The organism is Streptomyces sparsogenes, assembly GCF_001704635.1.
Lineage (GTDB): Bacteria > Actinomycetota > Actinomycetes > Streptomycetales > Streptomycetaceae > Streptomyces > Streptomyces sparsogenes.
On record NZ_MAXF01000060.1, the window covers coordinates 39,559 to 57,604 of the forward strand.

Below are 18,046 nucleotides of genomic sequence, written 5' to 3' on the forward strand. Positions count from 1 at the left end.
CAGCCTAGCGCGTCAACTGTCACCCTTGCGCTGTCCCAGGGTGACCTGGGTGGTGGACTGCTTGCCGTCACGCTTGTAGGTGATGGTGACCTTGTCGCCCGGCTTGTGGGTCCAGATCTCGCTGATCAGGGTGGGGCCGCTGTCGATGACGGTGTCGTTCAGCTTGACGATGACGTCGCCGGACTTGAGGCCTGCCTTGTCGGCGGGGCCGCCGGGGACGACTGCCGGGGTGCCGCCGGCGCCGTTGGCGGCGATGGTGGCGCCGTTGCCGGTGTCCTTCATGTTGACCGTGGCCTCGATGACGGGGTAGACGGGCTCGCCGGTCTTGATCAGCTGCTGGGCGACGTTCTTGGCCTGGTTGATGGGGATGGCGAAGCCGAGGCCGATGCTGCCGGACTGCTGGGTTTCGCCGCCGAGGCCGCCACCGTTGCCGGCGGACTGGATGGCGGAGTTGATGCCGATGACGCCGCCGTCGGCGTTCAGCAGGGGGCCGCCGGAGTTGCCGGGGTTGATGGAGGCGTCGGTCTGCAGGGCGCTCATGTAGGAGGCGTTGCCACCGCCGCCGTCGCTGGAGGCGACCGGGCGGTTCTTGGCGCTGACGATGCCGGTGGTGACGGTGCCGGAGAGGCCGAAGGGGGCGCCGATGGCGACGGTGGCGTCGCCGACGGAGACCTTGTCCGAGTCGCCGAGCGGGAGGGGGGTGAGCTTGGCGTCGGAGGCGTTCTTCAGCTTGATGACGGCGACGTCGTAGCCCTGGGCGCGGCCGACGACCTCGGCGGTGTACCGCTTGCCGTTGGAGAAGGTGGCGGTGAGCTTGCCGTTGTCGGCGGCGGAGGCGACGACGTGGTTGTTGGTGAGGATGTGGCCCTGCTTGTCGTAGACGAAGCCGGTGCCGGTGCCGCCCTCGCCGTTGCTGCCCTCGGCCTCGATGGTGACCACGCTCGGCAGGGCCTTGCCCGCGATGTCGGACACGGAGCCGGGGGCGCGGCTCTCCGACTTCGGGTTGCCCAGGGCGGAGATGGTGGTCGAGTCGCCGCCGGCCTCGCGGTCGGCGGCCCAGTAGCCGATGCCGCCGCCGATGCCGCCGGCGACGAGGACGGCGGCCAGGAGGGCGGCGACGAGGCCACCGGTGCGCTTGCGCGCCGGTGGGTCGGACGGCGGGAGGGGGACTCCGGTCCCCCACGGCCCGCCAGCGGCGCCCGGCGTGCCCTCGTGGGCGTCGGCGTGCGAGGCGGCCTGGGAGGCGTCGTGCGGCCGGCCGTCGGCTTCGGACCACCACGCGCCCGACCGGGCGGGGTCCGCTCCGGGGGCCGGGGGCGTCGCGGGCGGCGGGCCGGCCTGGGCGGGGGTGGGCGCGGCGGGCTCCGGGAGGCCGGACCCCGCGGCCGGCTCCCCCGGCGGGCCTATGGGAGCCTGCGGGGCGGCCGGGGCCGTGCCCACCGCCGGCTTGAAGTCGGGCGCCGGGGGCACCGCGGGGGCGGGGTCGGGGTGCGGCGCCGGAGGGGCCGGACGCGACCCGGCCTCAGGCGGAACGGCAGCGCCCTCGTTCTCGGTGCTCACAGCTCTCTCCTCATGTGCACGACAGTTTCTTCGACGGCCTACGTTCACGCATGTCCGACGTAAGCTTTTCCCACCAGGCGTCAGACCGCTGTAAGGAGCGGCGACCCTGTGGGCTACCACCCTTTATCCCGGACAAAGCGGACCGCCGCCAATCCGCGCGGTGGCGGGCCGGACCTCCCGCGACGCGCCGCGCCGGGCGGTGGCACCATAACGCGGTGACCTATGCGCGCCCGGACCGGGACTTCCGCCCCGGTCCGCCCACCCCCTCCGTCGTGGCCCACCGCGGCGCCTCCGAGGACGCCCCCGAGCACACCCTGGCCGCGTACCGCCGAGCCATCGAGGACGGCGCCGACGCGCTCGAATGCGACATCCGGATGACCGCGGACGGCCACCTGGTCTGCGTCCACGACCGCCGCGTCAACCGCACCTCCAACGGCCGGGGCGCCGTCTCCGCGCTCGAGCTGGCCGATCTCGCCGCCCTCGACTTCGGCTCCTGGAAGGGACAGGCGAACGACAAGGAGGCGCCGGACCGGGACAGCCGCGACAACACCGCGGTCCTCACCCTGGAACGCCTCCTGGAGCTCGTCGCCGACGCCGGCCGCCGGGTCGAGCTGGCCATCGAGACCAAGCACCCGACCCGGTGGGCCGGCCAGGTCGAAGAGCGGCTGCTCGGCCTGCTCCGCCGCTACGGTCTCGACTCCCCGCCACCCGGCGAGCCCTCGCCCGTGCGCGTGATGAGCTTCTCGGCGCGCTCCCTGTACCGGGTGCGCGCCGCGGCGCCCGCGGTCCCCACCGTCTATCTGATGCAGTTCCTGCTGCCGCGCCACCGGGACGGCGCGCTCCCGCGCGGGGTGCGCATCGCGGGGCCGAGCATCCGGATCGTACGGAACCATCCCGATTATGTGGCGCGTCTGCACCGTGCGGGGCACCGAGTGCACGTATGGACCGTGGACGACCCGGCCGACGTCGAACTGTGCGCCCACCTGGGAGTGGACGCCGTGATTACGAACCGCCCCAAACAGGTACTGTCGCAACTCGGACGCTCATAATGGGCATTACAAGGCGTACACCGGCGCGTTCGGTACGTATTCGATCGTGACGAGTGCGTCACCAGATGCCACATGGCCTGTTTCTGCTCAAGCCCGGCGGGGCATCCATCCCGTGGCGTGGGGCTAAGGAGGTCTCGGGGGTGGCGTTGGTGGTGGCACGGCAGGTGCCGACGTCTTCGACCATGGCCGTACCCCATGGTCCTGCGGGCGTAGGTGCGGCACGGCACCGGATGCGTGGCGATTTGGGCAGGACTGGGGTATCGGATTCGGTCATAGACGATGCGGTACTGATCCTTTCGGAACTGCTCAGCAATGCCTGGCGGCACGGTCGTCCACTGCGCTCCGACCATGGCGACGTGGCCGTACGGGCGGCGTGGCGCATCGACGAGTACGGACGGCTGATCGTCGAGGTGACCGACGGCGGAGGCCCGACAAGACCGATTCCGGCCAATCCCTCCATCACCGCGCGCGGCGGCCGCGGGCTCAACATCATCACGTCGCTCGCCGAGGACTGGGGGGTGCGGGACGGCAGCGGGGAAGTGACGGTATGGGCCTCGCTCCCCGCCCAGGACGAGTTCGGCGACCGCATCGCCCTCCTCCCCGGGCTCGGCCCCGACCTCGACGCCGGCCTGGGCTTCGCCGATCTGGACGAGCTCGCCTAGGGCACACTCCCGGCGTCGCCGCCCGGGTTCGCCGACTGAGTTCGGCCAAAGGGCTAGGCTCCCGCCCGTACCAGTCGTACGGGCCGTGCGGAGCGACCGCGGCCGTACGAGAAGCATCGCGGCCGTACGAGGAAGCCACGCGCCGCACGATCGGGAGACTGCCACGCCATGGGCAAGAAGCGCCGCCCCCAGACGACGAAGGCCGGACCGCGGGTCACGAGCGCGGAGATCCCCGTGGTGGGGGCGCGGGAGCCCTGCCCGTGCGGCTCGGGCCGCCGCTACAAGGCCTGCCACGGCCGTCAGGCCGCGCACGCGGTCACCGAACTGGTGCAGCGCCCCTTCGAGGGGCTGCCCGGCGAGTGCGACTGGGTCGCCCTGCGTGAGCTCGTGCCCGCCGCGACCGTCGAGCTGAAGCTCGCCGAGGGCCTGCCCGAGGACGTCCCGTCCGTCACCCTCGCCACCGTGCTGCCCATGGCCTGGCCGGCGCTGCGCCGCGACAACGGCGCCGTGCTGCTCGGCCTGCAGAACGACACCCCCTCCGGCGACATCAGCCGCGACCTGGCCGACACCCTGCGGCGCGCCCTGACCGCCGAGCCGGGGACGCCGGTCGCCGCCGAACGGGTCTCCGGAGAGGGTCCGCGGCTGCAGGATCTGCTCGATCCGAAGGGCGGTTTTTCGCCGACCCTGCACGAGGGTTTCGAGTTCTGGCTCGAGGACGCCGCGAGCGCCACGGGTGAGGTCGCCGCATCCCTCGAACGGGCGAACGCCGCCGCCATTCCGACCGCCCGGCTCACCAGCGTCGAGGCCGCCTACTGGTGCCGCACCCCGGAGAAGAACCACCTGCGCTGGGTGATGTCCCACCCCGAGGAGAAGCTGCTCGACGCCCTCGCCCGGCTGCACGCCGCGGGCGCCTCCTCCCTCGGCGAAGACACCCGGCTGGTCGGCTCCTTCCGGGCCCACGGGCTCACCGTGCCGGTGTGGGACCTGCCCGGCACGATGGGCGCGGAGGAGACGGAGAAGCCCGCCGAGGCGTTCGCGGAGCGGCTGGCCGAGGCGCTGGCCTCCGACGCCCCGCTGACCGCCGAGCAGCGGCGGGCGCGCGGCGGACTCACCAACCGTCAGGTGACGCTGAGCTGACGGTCATACCGGGCGCAAGCACGGGGAACCGTACGCGTGACGCTGCTCACAACTCAGCGCTACGCCCTGCAATTACGCGTCCGGAAATCCGCGATCGAATTTGCGAACCGCCGATCTCTTGTTACGGTTTTAAAAGCCCGGTCGCTGGTGCATCCCCCGTCGCCAGCGACCGGGCGCTTCCATGTCCGGGATCCGGGGTCGCACCCGCCCCGGGCCCTCCCCGGCCCCACGGCGCCGCGCAGGGGCGCGCAACGGCCGCCGAGCCGCCGGGAGTTGCGTCCCGTACGCGCGGCCGGGGCAGCCGTCGGAACATCCGGAGCAGCCGCCGGGGCAGCCCGCTGGAGCGGATCGCCGAGTCGTCGCAACCGCAACGCGACCGCGATCACAGGCGCAGCCCTGGGCAGTATCGCGATCGCGTTGGCGGGCCGATCGGGAAGCCGCACGCGGCCGTCTCCGCGCCGCGCGCGGCGTCGGGGTGGTCCGGGGCCGGGGGAGGGCGCCCATGGCGCCGCTCGCCCCCTCTCCGGCGTTCTGAAGGTCCTCGGGCGCTCGGGGCCCGGGTCGGCAGGCGGGCCCGGGTCGGCAGGCGGGCCCGGCGGCAGGAAGCCGCCCCGGGTCAGTAGACGAGCCCCGGGAAGTCGGCCCGGGTCAGTAGGCGAGCCCCGGGAAGTCGCCCCGGGTCAGTAGGCGAGCCGGCTGCCGCCGTCGGGCGCGCTGGTGCTCGCCTCGACCAGCGCCTCCAGCACCGTCGCGATCTCGGGCAGCCACGGGCGCCCGCCGCGCCGCAGCGGGGCCCGCTCCCAGCGCACCCCGCCCGCGCCGAGCTGCGAGGGCGGCAGCACCAGATAGCCGCCCTCGCCGTGGAACCGCAGTGAGCTGGGTACCCAGTCCTGGCGGTACAGCAGATCGCCCAGCTCTTCGAGGGAGTACGGGGCCACCAGCAGCGACCAGCGGGTGGGTGTGGCGATCACGGGGCCGAGGCGCACACCGAACCGCTCGATGGCGTCCAGGGCCCGCATCCCGGCGACCGCCGGCAGGCTCACCGCGCAGGGGCCGCGTCCTCCGGTGGCGAGGAGGACGGGCGCGGTCGGGCGGTTGGTCCACCACCAGCGCACCATGCGCGGGTCGGTGGTCGCGGCGAGGAGGACGGGGTCGAAGGGGTGGCCGCCGGGCACCGCGCAGTCCGGGTCCGGGCATCCGCAGGAGCGCGGCCGTCCGCCGCCGGGCGCGAGGCCCACGCCGGGGAGTACGGGCCACTGCCACTCGGTGGCGCAGGTGAGCGCCGCACGGAGCAGCGGCGATCGCGCACCGCGCCGCAGCGAGAACTTGCGTCGCCTTCCGAGGATCTCGCGCATGAGCGCTCGTTCCTTTCCGTTAACGCCGAGGGCTGTTCCGTCGCACTACATGGCACTTCACATGGCACTACGTGGAGCTGTCCGGCATTGTTCGGCCCGTCACACCACGTGGATCACAAGTCACTGCGCGTACAAGGCAGCGCATCACGCCGCAGGCCGAGCGTGGAACGTGGCGAGGGGTGGCGCGCGCATGGCGCTTGCCGTCTTCGGTGGTGCGTTCCCTCGCCACTCGGGGATGGGCGCCGGCCGTTGCCGTCTAGGACGCCAGGACCGGTCCGGGGGTTCCGGGGCGGCCCAACTGCCCCTGCCCTTCTCCGAATGTGTACCCGCCGCGGCGGAGACGACGCGCTGTCGAATGACGACAGTCGACCCTAAATCGGCAACGTAACGACCTCTTTTCGGCCAAGTTCAATTCCCCACAGACACCAACAAGACCACCGGGACAATGCTGGACATCGCCTCTCGGGTGCGTGTACATCTGGAGACAGTAGCGGCACCGTAGCGGCGCAGCACGACAGGGGGTTTGCGATGCTCTTGAGCAAGCCGGGGACCGCGCGCCAAGGCAGCGGGCCATGAGCTCGCCCCACCTGCCGAAAGTGGCCGGAATCGATCCTTCACTCCCCGCCCCCACGCACACTTCCGACCCCGTCACCCCGCCTTCCGCCCCCGGCCCCGACCCCGGTCCCGCCATCCAGGACCATCTCGCCGGGTGGGTCTCGGATCTGACCACCCTGCACGAACTCACCGAGCGGCTCGCCCTTACGGGCACGCTGGAGGACGCGCTGGACGAACTCCTGCGCGCCGGAGCGGGGCTGGTCGGCGCCCGGCGTGGGCTGGTCGCGCTGGAACCGGCCGACGGGCTGGGCCCGGTGACCACCGTCGGGCTGGGTCTCGGCCGCGCCGACCTCGGCCACATCGAGACGATCCCGCGCGGTTCCGCGTCCGCCGGCCATCTCCTGGACGGACTCCCGGAGCCGGACGGGGAGCGGCGGTCCGGCGTCGCGCACCCCGACATCCCGGGCGAGCCCGAACTCGACCCGCGCCACCGCGAAGTCGCCGCCCGCCTCGGCTACTCCGCGAGCTACGCCATGGCGCTTGACCCGCCCACCGCCCCCGGCGGGACCGCGGGCACCACGGGCATCGCGGGCGCCGCCCGCCCCGCCGGGCGGCTCGGCGCGGCGGCGTGGTTGTACGACGAACCCGCCGAGCCCGCGGAGCGCCAGCGCCACCTGGTCGGCCTTTATTGCCGCTACGCCGCCGCGCACATCGCCCGGCTGGTGGAGCTCAGCCGCGCCCGGGCCACCGTCGCCACGGTCCAGGAGGAGCTGCTGCCCACGCGGCTGCCCCGGATCCCGGGCGTACGCCTCGCCGTGCGCCACAGCGCCGCGCCACGCGGCGGCGGCGACTGGTACGACGCGCTGCCACTGCCCGACGGCGCGCTCGGCCTCTCGGTCGGCGCGGTGACCGGCTCCGGGGCCGGCGCGGTCGCCGCGATGGGCCGGCTGCGGGCGTCCCTGCGCGCGTACGCCGTGATGGAGGGCGAGGATCCGGTGGCCGTGCTCTCCGACCTGGAACTGCTGCTGCGGCTGACCGAGCCCGCCCGCTCCGCGACCGCTCTCTTCGCCTACTACGAGCCGCTGCCGCGCCGGATGGTGCTGGCCGGGGCGGGACACTGCCCGCCGTTGATCACCGGCGAGCGGCGCACCGAGTTCGTGGAGACCGCCCTGTCCGCGCCGCTGGGCATGCTCTCCTGCTGGGAAGCGCCCAGCGTGGAGTTCCAGCCGGGCCGAGGGGAAACGCTCCTCTTCTACAGCGACGGGCTGCTGCACCGTACGGGAGAGCCCATGGACCGGGCCTTCGCACGGCTGCACTCGGCCGCCGCGAGCGCCCCCAGGGCCGTACGGAACGATCCGGAAGGCTTCGCGGACCACCTGCTGCGCACGGTCCTCCCCGATGCCGCCTTCCTCGACGCGCACCGCGCCGACGCGCGCCGCGCCGACACGCGCCGCGCCGACGCGGCTCCCGCCGGGGGCGGGCGGGACGGGGGCGCGGGCTCGGATTACAGCACTGAGGACGTGGTCCTGCTCGTCGCCCACTTCGACTGACCGGACCGGCTGTCGTACCCCCCGCCTACCATGGACACGGTTCAGCGCGAGGAGGATGACGTGACCGAGGAGCCCACTTCCGAGACCCTGGAGACCCCAGAGGCCGGGGAGCAGCCCATCAAGCAGCGGAAGAACGGCCTTTACCCGGGCGTCTCCGACGAGCTCGCCGAGAACATGAAGTCCGGCTGGGCGGACACCGAGCTGCGCGACCTGGAGCCCATCGAGCAGGCGCCGTACACCGCCCGCCGCCGCGCCGCGCTCTCCGCCCGCTTCCCCGGCGAGCGCCTGGTCATCCCGGCCGGCAATCTCCGCACCCGTTCCAACGACACCGAGTACGACTTCCGCGCCTCGACGGAGTACGCGTACCTCACCGGCGACCAGACCCACGACGGCGTCCTGGTCCTGGAGCCGACCGGTGCCGAGGGCCACACCGCGACGGTGTACCTGCTGCCGCGCTCCAACCGGGAGAACGGCGAGTTCTGGCTGGACGGCCAGGGCGAGCTGTGGGTCGGCCGCCGCCACAGCCTCACCGAGGCCGAGCGGCTGCTGGGCGTGCCGGCCAGGGACGTCCGCGAGCTCGCCGACGAGCTGCGCGCCGCGACCGGCCCGGTGCGCATCGTGCGCGGCCACGACGCCGGTCTGGAGGCGGCCCTCACCGACAAGGTCACCGCCGAGCGCGACGAGGAGCTGCGGGTGTTCCTCAGCGAGCAGCGCCTGGTCAAGGACGACTTCGAGATCGGCCAGCTGCAGGCGGCCGTCGACTCGACCGTGCGTGGCTTCGAGGACGTGGTCAAGGTCCTCGACAAGGCCGAGGCCACCTCCGAGCGCTACATCGAGGGCACCTTCTTCCTGCGCGCCCGCGTCGAGGGCAACGCCGTCGGCTACGGCTCCATCTGCGCCTCCGGCCCGCACGCCACCACGCTCCACTGGGTGCGCAACGACGGCCCGGTCCGCTCCGGGGACCTGCTGCTCCTGGACGCGGGCGTGGAGACCACCACCCTCTACACCGCCGACGTGACCCGCACGATGCCCGTCAGCGGCCGCTTCACCCCGCTGCAGCGCAAGATCTACGACGCGGTGTACGAGGCGCAGGAGGCGGGCATCGCCGCGGTCCGCCCGGGCGCGAAGTACCTCGACTTCCACGAGGCCGCCCAGCGGGTCCTCGCCACCAGGCTGGTCGAGTGGGGGCTGGTCGAGGGGCCCGTCGAGCGCGTCCTGGAGCTGGGCCTGCAGCGCCGCTGGACGCTCCACGGCACCGGCCACATGCTCGGCATGGACGTCCACGACTGCGCCGCGGCCCGCCGCGAGGCGTACGCGGAGGGCACCCTGGAGCCCGGCATGTGCCTGACGGTCGAGCCCGGCCTGTACTTCCAGGCCGACGACCTGACCGTCCCGGAGGAGTACCGGGGCATCGGTGTCCGTATCGAGGACGACATCCTCGTCACCGAGGACGGCAACCGAAACCTGTCCGCCGCGCTGCCGCGCACCGCGGATGACGTCGAGGCCTGGATGGCCCGGCTGGCCGCGGAGCGGTCGGCCGGGAGCTGACCGCCCGCGCGGGCCGGTGAGCCGGCGGCCGGCGGTATCGCCGGCCGCCGCGGCGTGGTCCCGGGGCGGTGCGGGCCAATCCGGGTGGCAACGCGGGGCTGGTGCGGGGGTCGATGCGTGAGGGTCGACGCGGGGGCTGATGCGGGGGTCAATGTGTGGGTCGATTCGGCGGAGGCCCTGGGCAGTGACCTCCACCTGGAGCTGGCCGGGACGGGCAGCCGCCGCGCGGCCCTGATGGCGGCGCTGCGCGACGCGATCCGCGGCGGCCGGCTCGCCCCCGGCACCCGGCTGCCGCCCTACCGCTCGCTCGCCGCCGACCTCGGCCTGGCCCGCAACACCGTCGCCGACGCCTATGCCGAGCTGGTCGCCGAGGGCTGGCTCACCGCCCGCCAGGGCTCCGGCACCCGCGTCGCCCCCCGCGCCGACCCGCCCCCGCCCAGCAGGCGAGCCGACCGGGCGAAACCCCTGAAACCCGCGAAACTCACGCAACACACGAAGCCGCCGGGCGAAGGCGGTGTCCGGCGTGCGCCCGCGCGCCCCACCGAGCCCGTCCACAACCTGCTGCAGGGCCGGCCAGACGCCGCGTCCTTCCCGCGCGCCGCCTGGCTGGCCTCGGCCCGCCGCGCCCTGACCGCCGCGCCCAACGAGGCCTTCGGCCCCGGCGACCCGCACGGCCGCCCGGAGCTGCGCCGGGCGCTGGCCGACTATCTGGCCCGGGTGCGGGGCGTGCGCACCGACGCGGGGCGGATCGTCGTGTGTTCCGGGTACGCCCACGCGCTGCGGCTGCTGGCCGGGACGGGGGCGCTGCGCGGCAGGGCGGCGGTGGAGGCGTACGGCCTCGGCTTCCACCGCTCGCTGCTGGCCGCCGCCGGGGTCCGTACCGTGCCGCTGCCCCTGGACGCGGACGGCGCGCGCACCGAGGAGCTGGGCTCGCACCCGGGGGTGCGGACGGTCCTGCTCACCCCGGCGCACCAGTTCCCCACCGGCGGGCCGCTGCACGCGCGGCGGCGGGCGGCCGCCGTGGACTGGGCCCGGGCACGCGGCGGGCTGGTCCTGGAGGACGACTACGACGGCGAGTTCCGCTACGACCGCAGGCCCGTGGGCGCCGTGCAGGGTCTGGACCCGGACCACGTGCTGTACGTCGGGTCCGTCAGCAAGAGCCTGTCCCCGGCGCTGCGGCTGGGCTGGATGGTGCTGCCCGACCGCCTCGTCGACGAGGTCCTGGCCGTCAAGGGGGACCGCGAGGGGTGGGTGAGCGCGCTCGATCAGCTCACGCTCGCCGACTTCATCGAATCGGGCGGGTACGACCGGCACATCCGCCGCATGCGGCAGCGCTACCGCCGCCGCCGCGACCAGCTGGTGGCCATGCTCGCCGCACACGCCCCGCACATCCGCGTCAGCGGTGTCGCTGCGGGGCTGCACGCGGTGCTCGAGCTGCCGCGCGGCACCGAGCGGTCCGCCGTACGGGCCGCCGCCTGGCAGGGCCTGGCGCTGGAAGGGCTGGCCGACTACCGCCACCCGGACGCCGAGGGGCCGCACCGGGACGGTCTGGTCGTCGGCTACGCCACCCCGCCCGACCATTCCTTCGCGGGCGCGCTGGACGCGCTGTGCCGCGCGCTCCCGCCCGACCTCGCGGGTCCAGCGGACTCAGCCGATTCAGCGGATTCCGCCGATTCAGCGGGTTCAGCCGATGGGTTCAGCTGGTCCGCCACCCCCAGCGGCCACGAGACCCCCAGCGGCTACCAAACCCCCCGCGGCTAGGAGACCCCCATCAGGGAGTCCTCGCGCCACTTGAGGATCTTGTCGAAGCTGACCACCACACCGCCGCGCCCGGGCCGGTCGCGGTAGCGGACATGGTCGGTCAGCGCCTCGATCAAAAAAAGCCCTCGCCCGTGCTCTGCCTGGGCGGGGGCCGGTTGTCTGGCGGCGGGGTGGGGCTGGGGGCTCTTCTTCCAGTCCCCCGAGCCCGGGGGGACGGGGCGGCGGGGGAAGCCCGGACCGGAGTCGGTGACCTCGATGCGGCAGGTGTCGCCGTCGATGGAGGCCGTGACTCTGTAGTCCCCGCCCGCGCCGTCCGCCCCGCCGTGCTCAACCGCGTTGGCACATGCCTCGGAAAGGGCGACCGACAGGTCGTAGGAGATTTCGGGATCGACCCCGGCTGTCTCCATGGTGCCGAGGAGCAGGCGCCGGGCGAGCGGTACGCTCGCCGCCTCACGCGGCAGATGGAGTGACCACCAGATGCTCATGCTCCAGCCTCCCGGCCACGGCTCGACATACCGTTACGTATTGCCTGGGTCCATGGTCCGTAAGCGTGCGATTGACGTGATGCCGCTCATTCGGCGGAAGCGCGAGTTCCGCATAGCGGTGTATGGGGCTGTCCGGGTGTGCGGCGGTACGCCCCACCCGCCGTAGGGGAAACGCGGGCCCAGTGGGATGATGGCGCCGCCATGTCTGCCCCCCACGGCCGTGCCGGAGCCGATCTGCGGATGCTGCGGGCCGCGGTGTTCACCGCGGTCTGCGTCGTGCTGTCCGCGGGCGGGCACATGCTCGCCTCCTGCGCCACCGTGCCGCTGTGGACCGTGGGCGTGGCCTGTGCGGCGCTGTTCGCGCTGGTCACGCCGCTGGCCGGGCGGGAGCGGTCGCTGCCGGGGATCGCGGCGCTGCTGGGCGCCGGGCAGCTCGCGCTGCACGTCCTCTTCGCGCTCGGACAGCGCGCCACCCAGCAGCCGGCCATGGACCGGGCCCCGGGCACGGGCGGCCCCGAGGGCGGGGTGACGGCCCTGGCCGGGAGGCTCCTGTGCGGCTCCGGCCGCGGCCATCTGGACACCGCCACGGCCCACCGGATCGTCACCCACGCCGGACTCGACCCCGCCGCGGCGGGGAGCACGCCCACCCCGGCGCCCCCGCACGCCGACGCCCTGCTGCCGTCGCTGCCGATGGTGCTCGGCCACCTGCTCGCCGCCCTCGCCGTCGGCTGGCTGCTGCGGCGCGGCGAGGTCGCCATGTGGCGGGTGGTGCGGCTGTCGGCGGACGGGGCGCGCGGAGTCGCGGAGGCCGCGCTCGTACGAGCCCTGCGCGCCGCCCTGCGGCTGGTGCGGGCGCTGCGCGCGGCGCTGGACGAGCCGCGCGGCGCGGCCGTGCGCCGGCCGCGCGCTCCGGAGGACGACGAGGGCGGGGCCGAGACCCTCGTACTCCAGCACAGTGTGATCAGGCGGGGACCGCCGCGCTTCGACCTCGCGGCCTGAGCGACGCGGCGCACTCCGGCGGGGCCGGGGGCGTGCGCGACGTCGCCGCACGCGCGTCACCCACCCACCCTGATCCATTCCTGCCATGGAGTGTTTTGTCATGAACGCCATGCGTCTTCGCCGTCTTCCGGTCGTCGGCGGCATCGCCGCGTCAGCTCTGGTGCTGCTCGCCGCCTCCCCCGCCTTCGCGCACGTCAGCGTGCAGCCGGGCCAGGCCGAGCAGGGCACCTACAGCACCATCGCCTTCAAGGTGCCTAACGAGAAGGACGACGCCTCGACCGTCAAGCTGGAGGTCACCCTGCCCGCCGACCACCCGCTGGCCTCGGTGATGGCCCAGCCGGTGCCCGGCTGGGACGTGAAGCTCACCAAGACCAAGCTCGCCAAGCCGGTCGAGTCGCACGGCGAGAAGATCACGGAAGCGGTCACCAAGGTCACGTGGAGCGGCGGCAAGATCGAGCCGGGCACCTTCCAGCAGTTCCCGCTGTCGGTCGGCGAGCTGCCCCACGACACCGACCAGCTCGTCTTCAAGGCCCTCCAGACGTACGACGACAAGGAGGTCGTGCGCTGGATCGAGGCGCCCCAGGAGGGGCAGCCGGAGCCCGAGAACCCGGCGCCGGTGCTCAAGCTCGTCAAGCCGGCCCAGGACTCCGACAGCCACGGCTCCGCCGCCTCGGGTGACACGGACGGCGACAGCGCCGAGAACGCCAAGGCCGACGGCACCGCCGAGAAGGCCGCGGCCGCCTCCGACGACGGCGACAGCAGCGACACCACGGCGCGCGTGCTGGGCATCGCGGGCATCGTCGTCGGCGTCGCCGGCATCGCCTTCGGCGTGCTGGCCGGCCGCCGCCGCAACGCCTGAGCGCTGACGCGAGGGGGAGTGGCGGGCCCGCGGGCCCGCCGCCCCCCGTATCACCGATCCACTCCGTACTTCCTTCCTGCACTTCCTTCGGAGAACGAACTCCATGCGCACCACATACCTGGGCGCGGCCCTCGTCACCGCCGCCGCGCTCACCCTCACCGCCTGCGGCGGCTCCGGCGGCGGCGACGGCGACAAGGCCGAGCAGGCCGCCGAGGTCTCCGGCGGCAACACCAAGCCCGGCCACGCGATCGTCCTCGACCGCCCCAAGGCCAAGCCCGACCTGGTCCTGACCGACACCGACGGCAAGAAGTACGACCTGGTGAAGGAGACCAAGGGCCGGCCCACCCTGGTCTACTTCGGCTACACCTACTGCCCGGACGTCTGCTCCCTGGTCATGAGCAACATCGGCATCGCCGAGAAGAAGCTCCCCAAGGCCGAGCGCGACAAGCTCCAGGTCGTCTTCGTCACCACCGACCCCGCCCGGGACACCCCCAAGCGGATGCGCTCCTGGCTGGACGGCCAGGGCGGCAAGGACTTCGTCGGGCTGACCGGCGACTTCGACACCATCCAGGCCGCCGCGCGGCCGCTGGGCATCCTCGTCGAGAAGCCGAAGAAGGAGAAGGACGGCAGCATCACCGTCAACCACGGCGCCGAGGTGGTCGGCTTCTCCCCCAAGGACGACAAGAACCACTGGATCTACACCACGGAGACCACGGCCGACCAGTACGCCAAGGACCTGCCGAAGCTCGTCAAGGGACAGAACCCGTGACGGGCCCGGCGGCCGGCGCGCGGCGGACGGCCGCCGCCGCGCTCGGCCTGGCCCTGGCCGCCGCCCTCGCCGGCTGCGGCGGGGGCGGCGGGGGCGGCGACGACCGCCCGGAGCTGTCGGTCAGCGGGGCGTACGTGCCCCAGCCCCCGACACCCGACATGGCCGCCGGCTATGTGACGGTGACCAACAAGGGCGGCGCCGCCGACCGGCTGACCTCCGTGACCACCCCCCTGGCCGCCGAGGTCACCATGCACACCACCATCGGCACCCGGATGAAGCGGGTGGCGTCGCTGAAGGTCCCGGCGGACGGGGAGCTCCGGCTGGCCACCGGCGGAGATCATCTGATGCTGACAAACCTCACCCACAAGCCGAAGGTCGGTGACAAGGTCAGCCTCACCCTGCACTTCGCCTCCTCCGACCCCATCGAGATCAAGGTCCCGGTCGAGCCGACGACGTACCGCCCCAAGGACTGACACCCGATGACCACGCTGCCCCCCTCCGTGACCGCCAGGCGGGCCACCGGGCCCGCCGACCGGCCGGCCCTCGGGCCGACCGCCAGGCGGCTGCTGTCGATCTGCGGTGCCCTGCTCACCGCGCTGCTGTGCGCGCTCAGCGTCGGCGCGTCCCCCGCGTCCGCGCACGCGGCGCTCACGGCGACGGACCCCGCCGACGGCGCGGTGGTCAAGACCGCGCCCTCACAGGTGCGGCTCACCTTCTCGGAGGGGGTGCTGCTCTCCCGCGACTCCGTCCGCGTCCTGGACCCGGACGGCAAGCGGGTGGACACCGGCAGCCCCGCCCATGTGGGCGGCCGGTCGTCGACCGCCGCCGTGGCGCTGCACTCCGGGCTGCCGGACGGCACCTTCACGGTGGCCTGGAAGGTGGTCTCGGAGGACAGTCACCCGGTGGCGGGGGCGTTCACCTTCTCCATCGGGGCGCCGTCCAAGACCAAGGCGAAGGTGCCCTCGGACGCGGGCCCCGACACCACGGTCGAGACGCTGTACGACATCGGGCGGTACGCCGCCTACGGCGGATTCGCGGCGCTCGTCGGCGGCTGTGTCTTCGCCGGGCTGTGCCGCTCCTCCCGACCGGTCCAGAAACTCACCGTCGGCGGCTGGGTGACGCTGTTCTCCGCGACCCTGCTGCTGTTGCTGCTGCGCGGCCCGTACACCGACGGGAAGGGCATCGGCGGGGTCTTCGACCTCGGCGGGCTGGGTGACGTGCTGTCCACCAAGCCGGGCGCGGCGCTGCTGTCGCGGCTGCTGCTGCTCGGCGCGGCGGCGGTCTTCCTGGCCGTCCTCTTCGGTTCGTACGCGCGCCGCGCGGCCGACGCGGATCCGCGCCGGCGCCAGGACCTGGCGTTCGGGCTCGCCTTTGGCGGCACCGTCGTCTCGGTGGGCCTCGCGGCGACCTGGGCGATGGCCGAGCACGCCTCGGTCGGCATCCAGTCGGCGCTCGCGATGCCGGTCGACGTGGTCCACATGCTGGCCGTGGGGGTGTGGCTGGGCGGCCTGGGGGCGCTCGTGGCGACGCTGCGCGCGGGGGAGCCGATCGAACGGGCGGCCGTGCGCCGCTTCTCGCGGCTGGCCTTCGGCTCGGTCGTCGCCCTCGTCCTCACCGGCGTCTACCAGTCGTGGCGGCAGGTCGGCTCCTGGTCGGCCCTGACCGGCACGGACTACGGGCGCTGGCTGCTGGTCAAGATCGGCCTGGTGGGGGTGCTCCTCGCCATCGCGGCCGTCTCCCGCCGCTGGACGGCCCGTCTCTCGGACGGACCCGCCGAGACGGCCGATGAGACGACCGGCGAGACGACCGCCCAGGTGAACGAGGAGAGCGAAGAGGACGGCGAGAGCGGACAAGACGGCGAGAGCGGCGAGACCGCGGCCGAGCCCGCCGACCCCGTGCGCACCGCCCAGCTCGCCCGCCAGAAGGCGGCGGTCGCCAAGGCCACCACCCTCCGCAGGCGCTACGGCGACCTCGCGCGCGGCTCGCTCTACCGCTCCGTCGTGGCCGAGGCGATCGTGGCCGTGGTGCTGCTCGCCGTGGCCACCGTGCTCAGCGGGACCCAGCCCGGCCGGGCCGCGAGCGCGGGCGCGAAGGCCAGTGGCGCGATCGCGGAGTCCACCCCGTCCGTCGACCCGATCAGCGTGGAGATCCCGTACGACACCGGGCCCAAGAGCGGCCGGGGCAAGGCGGTCTTCATGCTGGACCCGGCCCTCCCCGGCGACAACCTCGTCCACGTCTTCCTCTTCGACCGGGCCGACCGGCCCGTGGACGCGGAGGAGGTCAAGGTGTCCCTGACCCTCCCGAAGAAGAACCTCGGCCCGCTGCCGGTGACCCTGGAGCACCTCTCCGCCGGCCACTGGAGCGCGAAGAGCTTCCAGCTGCCCATGGGCGGCACCTGGCGGCTCTCCCTGACCGTACGGACCTCCGACATCGACCAGGTGACGGAGACCAGGAACCTGAAGATCGGCCAATGAGCACGACCCCGAACACCCAGCCGGAACCCCTGTCCCCGATCTCCCGGCGCCGCCTGCTGGGCACGGCCGGCGCCGTCGGCGCCGCCGGGCTCGTCGCGGGCGGCGCGGCCGGGGCGTACGCCTCCGAGACGGCCCGCAGCGAGCCCGACCCGCTCAGCTCCCTCGGCTCGACCGCCGAGCCCTTCCACGGCGATCACCAGGCGGGCATCACCACCCCCCTCCAGGCGCACGGCCATCTGGTCGCCCTCGACCTGGCGCCCGGCGCGGACCGCAAGGCGGCCGCCGCCCTGCTGCGCCGCTGGTCGAAGACGGCCGAGGAGCTGACGGCGGGCCGGGCCCCGGCGGACGACACGGGCATCGCGCTGGACGCGGGACCGGCGTCGCTGACCGTCACCTTCGGCTTCGGCCGGACCTTCTTCGGCAAGGTGGGGCTGAAGGACCGGCTGCCCGAGGCGCTGGCGCCGCTCCCCGACTTCTCCGCGGACGCGCTCGACCCCAGGCGCAGCAACGGCGACCTGTGGCTGCAGATCGGCGCGAACGACGGACTGGTCGCCTTCCACGCGCTGCGCGCGCTGCAGCGCGAGGCGCGGGGGGCGGCCCGGGTGCGCTGGCAGATGAACGGCTTCAACCGCACGCCCGGAGCGACCTCCCGCCCCATGACCGCCCGCAACCTGATGGGGCAGATCGACGGCACCAACAACCCCAAGCCCACGGACGACGACTTCGACCAGCGGGTCTTCGTCCCCGCGAAGGGTCAGCCGGCGTGGATGGCGGGCGGCTCGTACGCGGTCGTGCGGCGGATCCGGATGCTCCTCGACTCCTGGGACCACCTCTCCCCGGAGCGGCAGGAGAAGGTGATCGGCCGCCGCAAGTCGGACGGCGCCCCGCTGTCCGGCGGCACCGAGACCACCCCGGTCCGGCTGGACAAGGTGAACGCGGACGGATCGCTGGCCATCGCCGGCGACGCGCACGTACGGGTCGCCGCGCCCGCCTCGAACCAGGGCGCGGCGATGCTGCGCCGCCCCTTCTCGTACCACGACGGCTTCCGGGAGGACGGCGCGCCGGACGCCGGGCTGCTGTTCATCGCCTGGCAGGCGGATCCGATGAAGGGCTTCGTGCCGGTGCAGCGGAAGCTGGACCGGGGCGACGGGCTGTCGCGCTTCCTGCGGCACGAGGCGAGCGCGCTGTTCGCGGTGCCGGGCGGCTGCGTTCCGGGGGAGTACGTCGGTCAGGCACTCTTGGAAGGGTGAACCGCCGCGCCTTCGGCCGGGCGCTGGGTATCG

General features: G+C 73.7%; 15 protein-coding genes. 12 read left to right on the forward strand and 3 right to left on the reverse strand.

All coding sequences use genetic code 11. The annotated features are described in order from the left end of the window. Positions 1-12 precede the first annotated feature (12 nt). Positions 13-1,560 carry a S1C family serine protease gene (locus BBH68_RS12835; RefSeq protein WP_065961826.1) on the reverse strand — a complete coding sequence of 516 codons (1,548 nt, stop codon included), beginning with the start codon at positions 1,558-1,560 and terminating at the stop codon, positions 13-15. 215 nt (positions 1,561-1,775) lie between these two features. On the opposite strand from BBH68_RS12835, the gene BBH68_RS12840 reads away from it, so the two are divergent. The 3 genes from BBH68_RS12840 to BBH68_RS12850 all read left to right on the forward strand — a co-directional run bounded on the left by BBH68_RS12840 (position 1,776) and on the right by BBH68_RS12850 (position 4,408). Beyond that, positions 1,776-2,609: a glycerophosphodiester phosphodiesterase family protein gene (locus BBH68_RS12840; protein WP_065961827.1), complete on the forward strand. Its 834-nt coding sequence runs from the start codon at positions 1,776-1,778 to the stop codon at positions 2,607-2,609. 53 nt (positions 2,610-2,662) lie between these two features. Continuing rightward, entirely contained in the window at positions 2,663-3,271 is a 609-nt protein-coding gene (locus tag BBH68_RS12845) for an ATP-binding protein (RefSeq protein WP_076970925.1), read from the forward strand. Between the two features lie 168 nt (positions 3,272-3,439). After that, positions 3,440-4,408 carry a DUF5926 family protein gene (locus tag BBH68_RS12850; RefSeq protein ID WP_065961830.1) on the forward strand — a complete coding sequence of 323 codons (969 nt, stop codon included), beginning with the start codon at positions 3,440-3,442 and terminating at the stop codon, positions 4,406-4,408. 680 nt (positions 4,409-5,088) lie between these two features. On the opposite strand, the gene BBH68_RS12855 is transcribed toward BBH68_RS12850, so the two are convergent. Then, on the reverse strand, positions 5,089-5,763 hold the full coding sequence (locus tag BBH68_RS12855) for a bifunctional DNA primase/polymerase (RefSeq protein ID WP_065961831.1): 675 nt from the start codon (positions 5,761-5,763) through the stop codon (positions 5,089-5,091). A 572-nt stretch (positions 5,764-6,335) separates the two neighbouring features. Here BBH68_RS12855 and BBH68_RS12860 point away from each other — a divergent pair. From BBH68_RS12860 to pdxR, 3 genes are all read left to right on the forward strand, one after another. Beyond that, the gene (locus BBH68_RS12860; RefSeq protein ID WP_079150950.1) at positions 6,336-7,868 is read left to right on the forward strand and encodes a PP2C family protein-serine/threonine phosphatase; all 1,533 of its coding nucleotides are present in this window, start codon (positions 6,336-6,338) and stop codon (positions 7,866-7,868) included. Between the two features lie 30 nt (positions 7,869-7,898). Beyond that, positions 7,899-9,416, forward strand: coding sequence for an aminopeptidase P family protein (locus BBH68_RS12865; protein ID WP_065961836.1), 1,518 nt, complete (start codon positions 7,899-7,901; stop codon positions 9,414-9,416). Positions 9,417-9,650: 234 nt separating this feature from the next. Then, entirely contained in the window at positions 9,651-11,177 is a 1,527-nt protein-coding gene (gene pdxR / locus BBH68_RS12870; protein ID WP_104531294.1) for a MocR-like pyridoxine biosynthesis transcription factor PdxR, read from the forward strand. Here the strand turns inward: pdxR and BBH68_RS12875 are convergent. Further along, positions 11,174-11,662: an ATP-binding protein gene (locus BBH68_RS12875; RefSeq protein WP_065961838.1), complete on the reverse strand. Its 489-nt coding sequence runs from the start codon at positions 11,660-11,662 to the stop codon at positions 11,174-11,176. The genes pdxR and BBH68_RS12875 overlap by 4 nt on opposite strands. A gap of 201 nt (positions 11,663-11,863) precedes the next feature. On the opposite strand from BBH68_RS12875, the gene BBH68_RS12880 reads away from it, so the two are divergent. From BBH68_RS12880 to efeB, 6 genes are all read left to right on the forward strand, one after another. Beyond that, the gene (locus tag BBH68_RS12880) at positions 11,864-12,661 is read left to right on the forward strand and encodes a hypothetical protein (RefSeq protein ID WP_065961839.1); all 798 of its coding nucleotides are present in this window, start codon (positions 11,864-11,866) and stop codon (positions 12,659-12,661) included. A 100-nt stretch (positions 12,662-12,761) separates the two neighbouring features. Beyond that, entirely contained in the window at positions 12,762-13,520 is a 759-nt protein-coding gene (locus BBH68_RS12885) for a YcnI family copper-binding membrane protein (protein WP_425428812.1), read from the forward strand. A gap of 103 nt (positions 13,521-13,623) precedes the next feature. Then, a complete protein-coding gene (locus tag BBH68_RS12890) occupies positions 13,624-14,289 on the forward strand; it encodes an SCO family protein (RefSeq protein ID WP_065961841.1) in 666 nt (221 codons plus the stop codon). After that, positions 14,286-14,762, forward strand: a complete 477-nt coding sequence (locus tag BBH68_RS12895) for a copper chaperone PCu(A)C (RefSeq protein ID WP_065961842.1) — start codon at positions 14,286-14,288, stop codon at positions 14,760-14,762. Before BBH68_RS12890 ends, BBH68_RS12895 begins: the two co-directional genes overlap by 4 nt. 6 nt (positions 14,763-14,768) lie before the next feature. Further along, a complete protein-coding gene (locus BBH68_RS12900) occupies positions 14,769-16,763 on the forward strand; it encodes a copper resistance protein CopC (RefSeq protein WP_079150952.1) in 1,995 nt (664 codons plus the stop codon). Further along, a complete protein-coding gene (gene efeB, locus BBH68_RS12905) occupies positions 16,760-18,013 on the forward strand; it encodes an iron uptake transporter deferrochelatase/peroxidase subunit (protein WP_065961843.1) in 1,254 nt (417 codons plus the stop codon). The genes BBH68_RS12900 and efeB overlap by 4 nt, the downstream gene beginning before the upstream one ends. Positions 18,014-18,046 lie beyond the last annotated feature (33 nt).

Coding starts and splice junctions, on each gene's coding strand:
- efeB (WP_065961843.1), top strand. CDS start 16,760: ATGAGCACGACCCCGAACACCCAGCCGGAACCCCTGTCCCCGATCTCC.
- BBH68_RS12855 (WP_065961831.1), bottom strand. CDS start 5,763: ATGCGCGAGATCCTCGGAAGGCGACGCAAGTTCTCGCTGCGGCGCGGT.
- BBH68_RS12890 (WP_065961841.1), top strand. CDS start 13,624: ATGCGCACCACATACCTGGGCGCGGCCCTCGTCACCGCCGCCGCGCTC.
- BBH68_RS12885 (WP_425428812.1), top strand. CDS start 12,762: ATGAACGCCATGCGTCTTCGCCGTCTTCCGGTCGTCGGCGGCATCGCC.
- BBH68_RS12875 (WP_065961838.1), bottom strand. CDS start 11,662: ATGAGCATCTGGTGGTCACTCCATCTGCCGCGTGAGGCGGCGAGCGTA.
- BBH68_RS12880 (WP_065961839.1), top strand. CDS start 11,864: ATGTCTGCCCCCCACGGCCGTGCCGGAGCCGATCTGCGGATGCTGCGG.
- pdxR (WP_104531294.1), top strand. CDS start 9,651: ATGGCGGCGCTGCGCGACGCGATCCGCGGCGGCCGGCTCGCCCCCGGC.
- BBH68_RS12865 (WP_065961836.1), top strand. CDS start 7,899: ATGGACACGGTTCAGCGCGAGGAGGATGACGTGACCGAGGAGCCCACT.
- BBH68_RS12900 (WP_079150952.1), top strand. CDS start 14,769: ATGACCACGCTGCCCCCCTCCGTGACCGCCAGGCGGGCCACCGGGCCC.
- BBH68_RS12850 (WP_065961830.1), top strand. CDS start 3,440: ATGGGCAAGAAGCGCCGCCCCCAGACGACGAAGGCCGGACCGCGGGTC.
- BBH68_RS12860 (WP_079150950.1), top strand. CDS start 6,336: ATGAGCTCGCCCCACCTGCCGAAAGTGGCCGGAATCGATCCTTCACTC.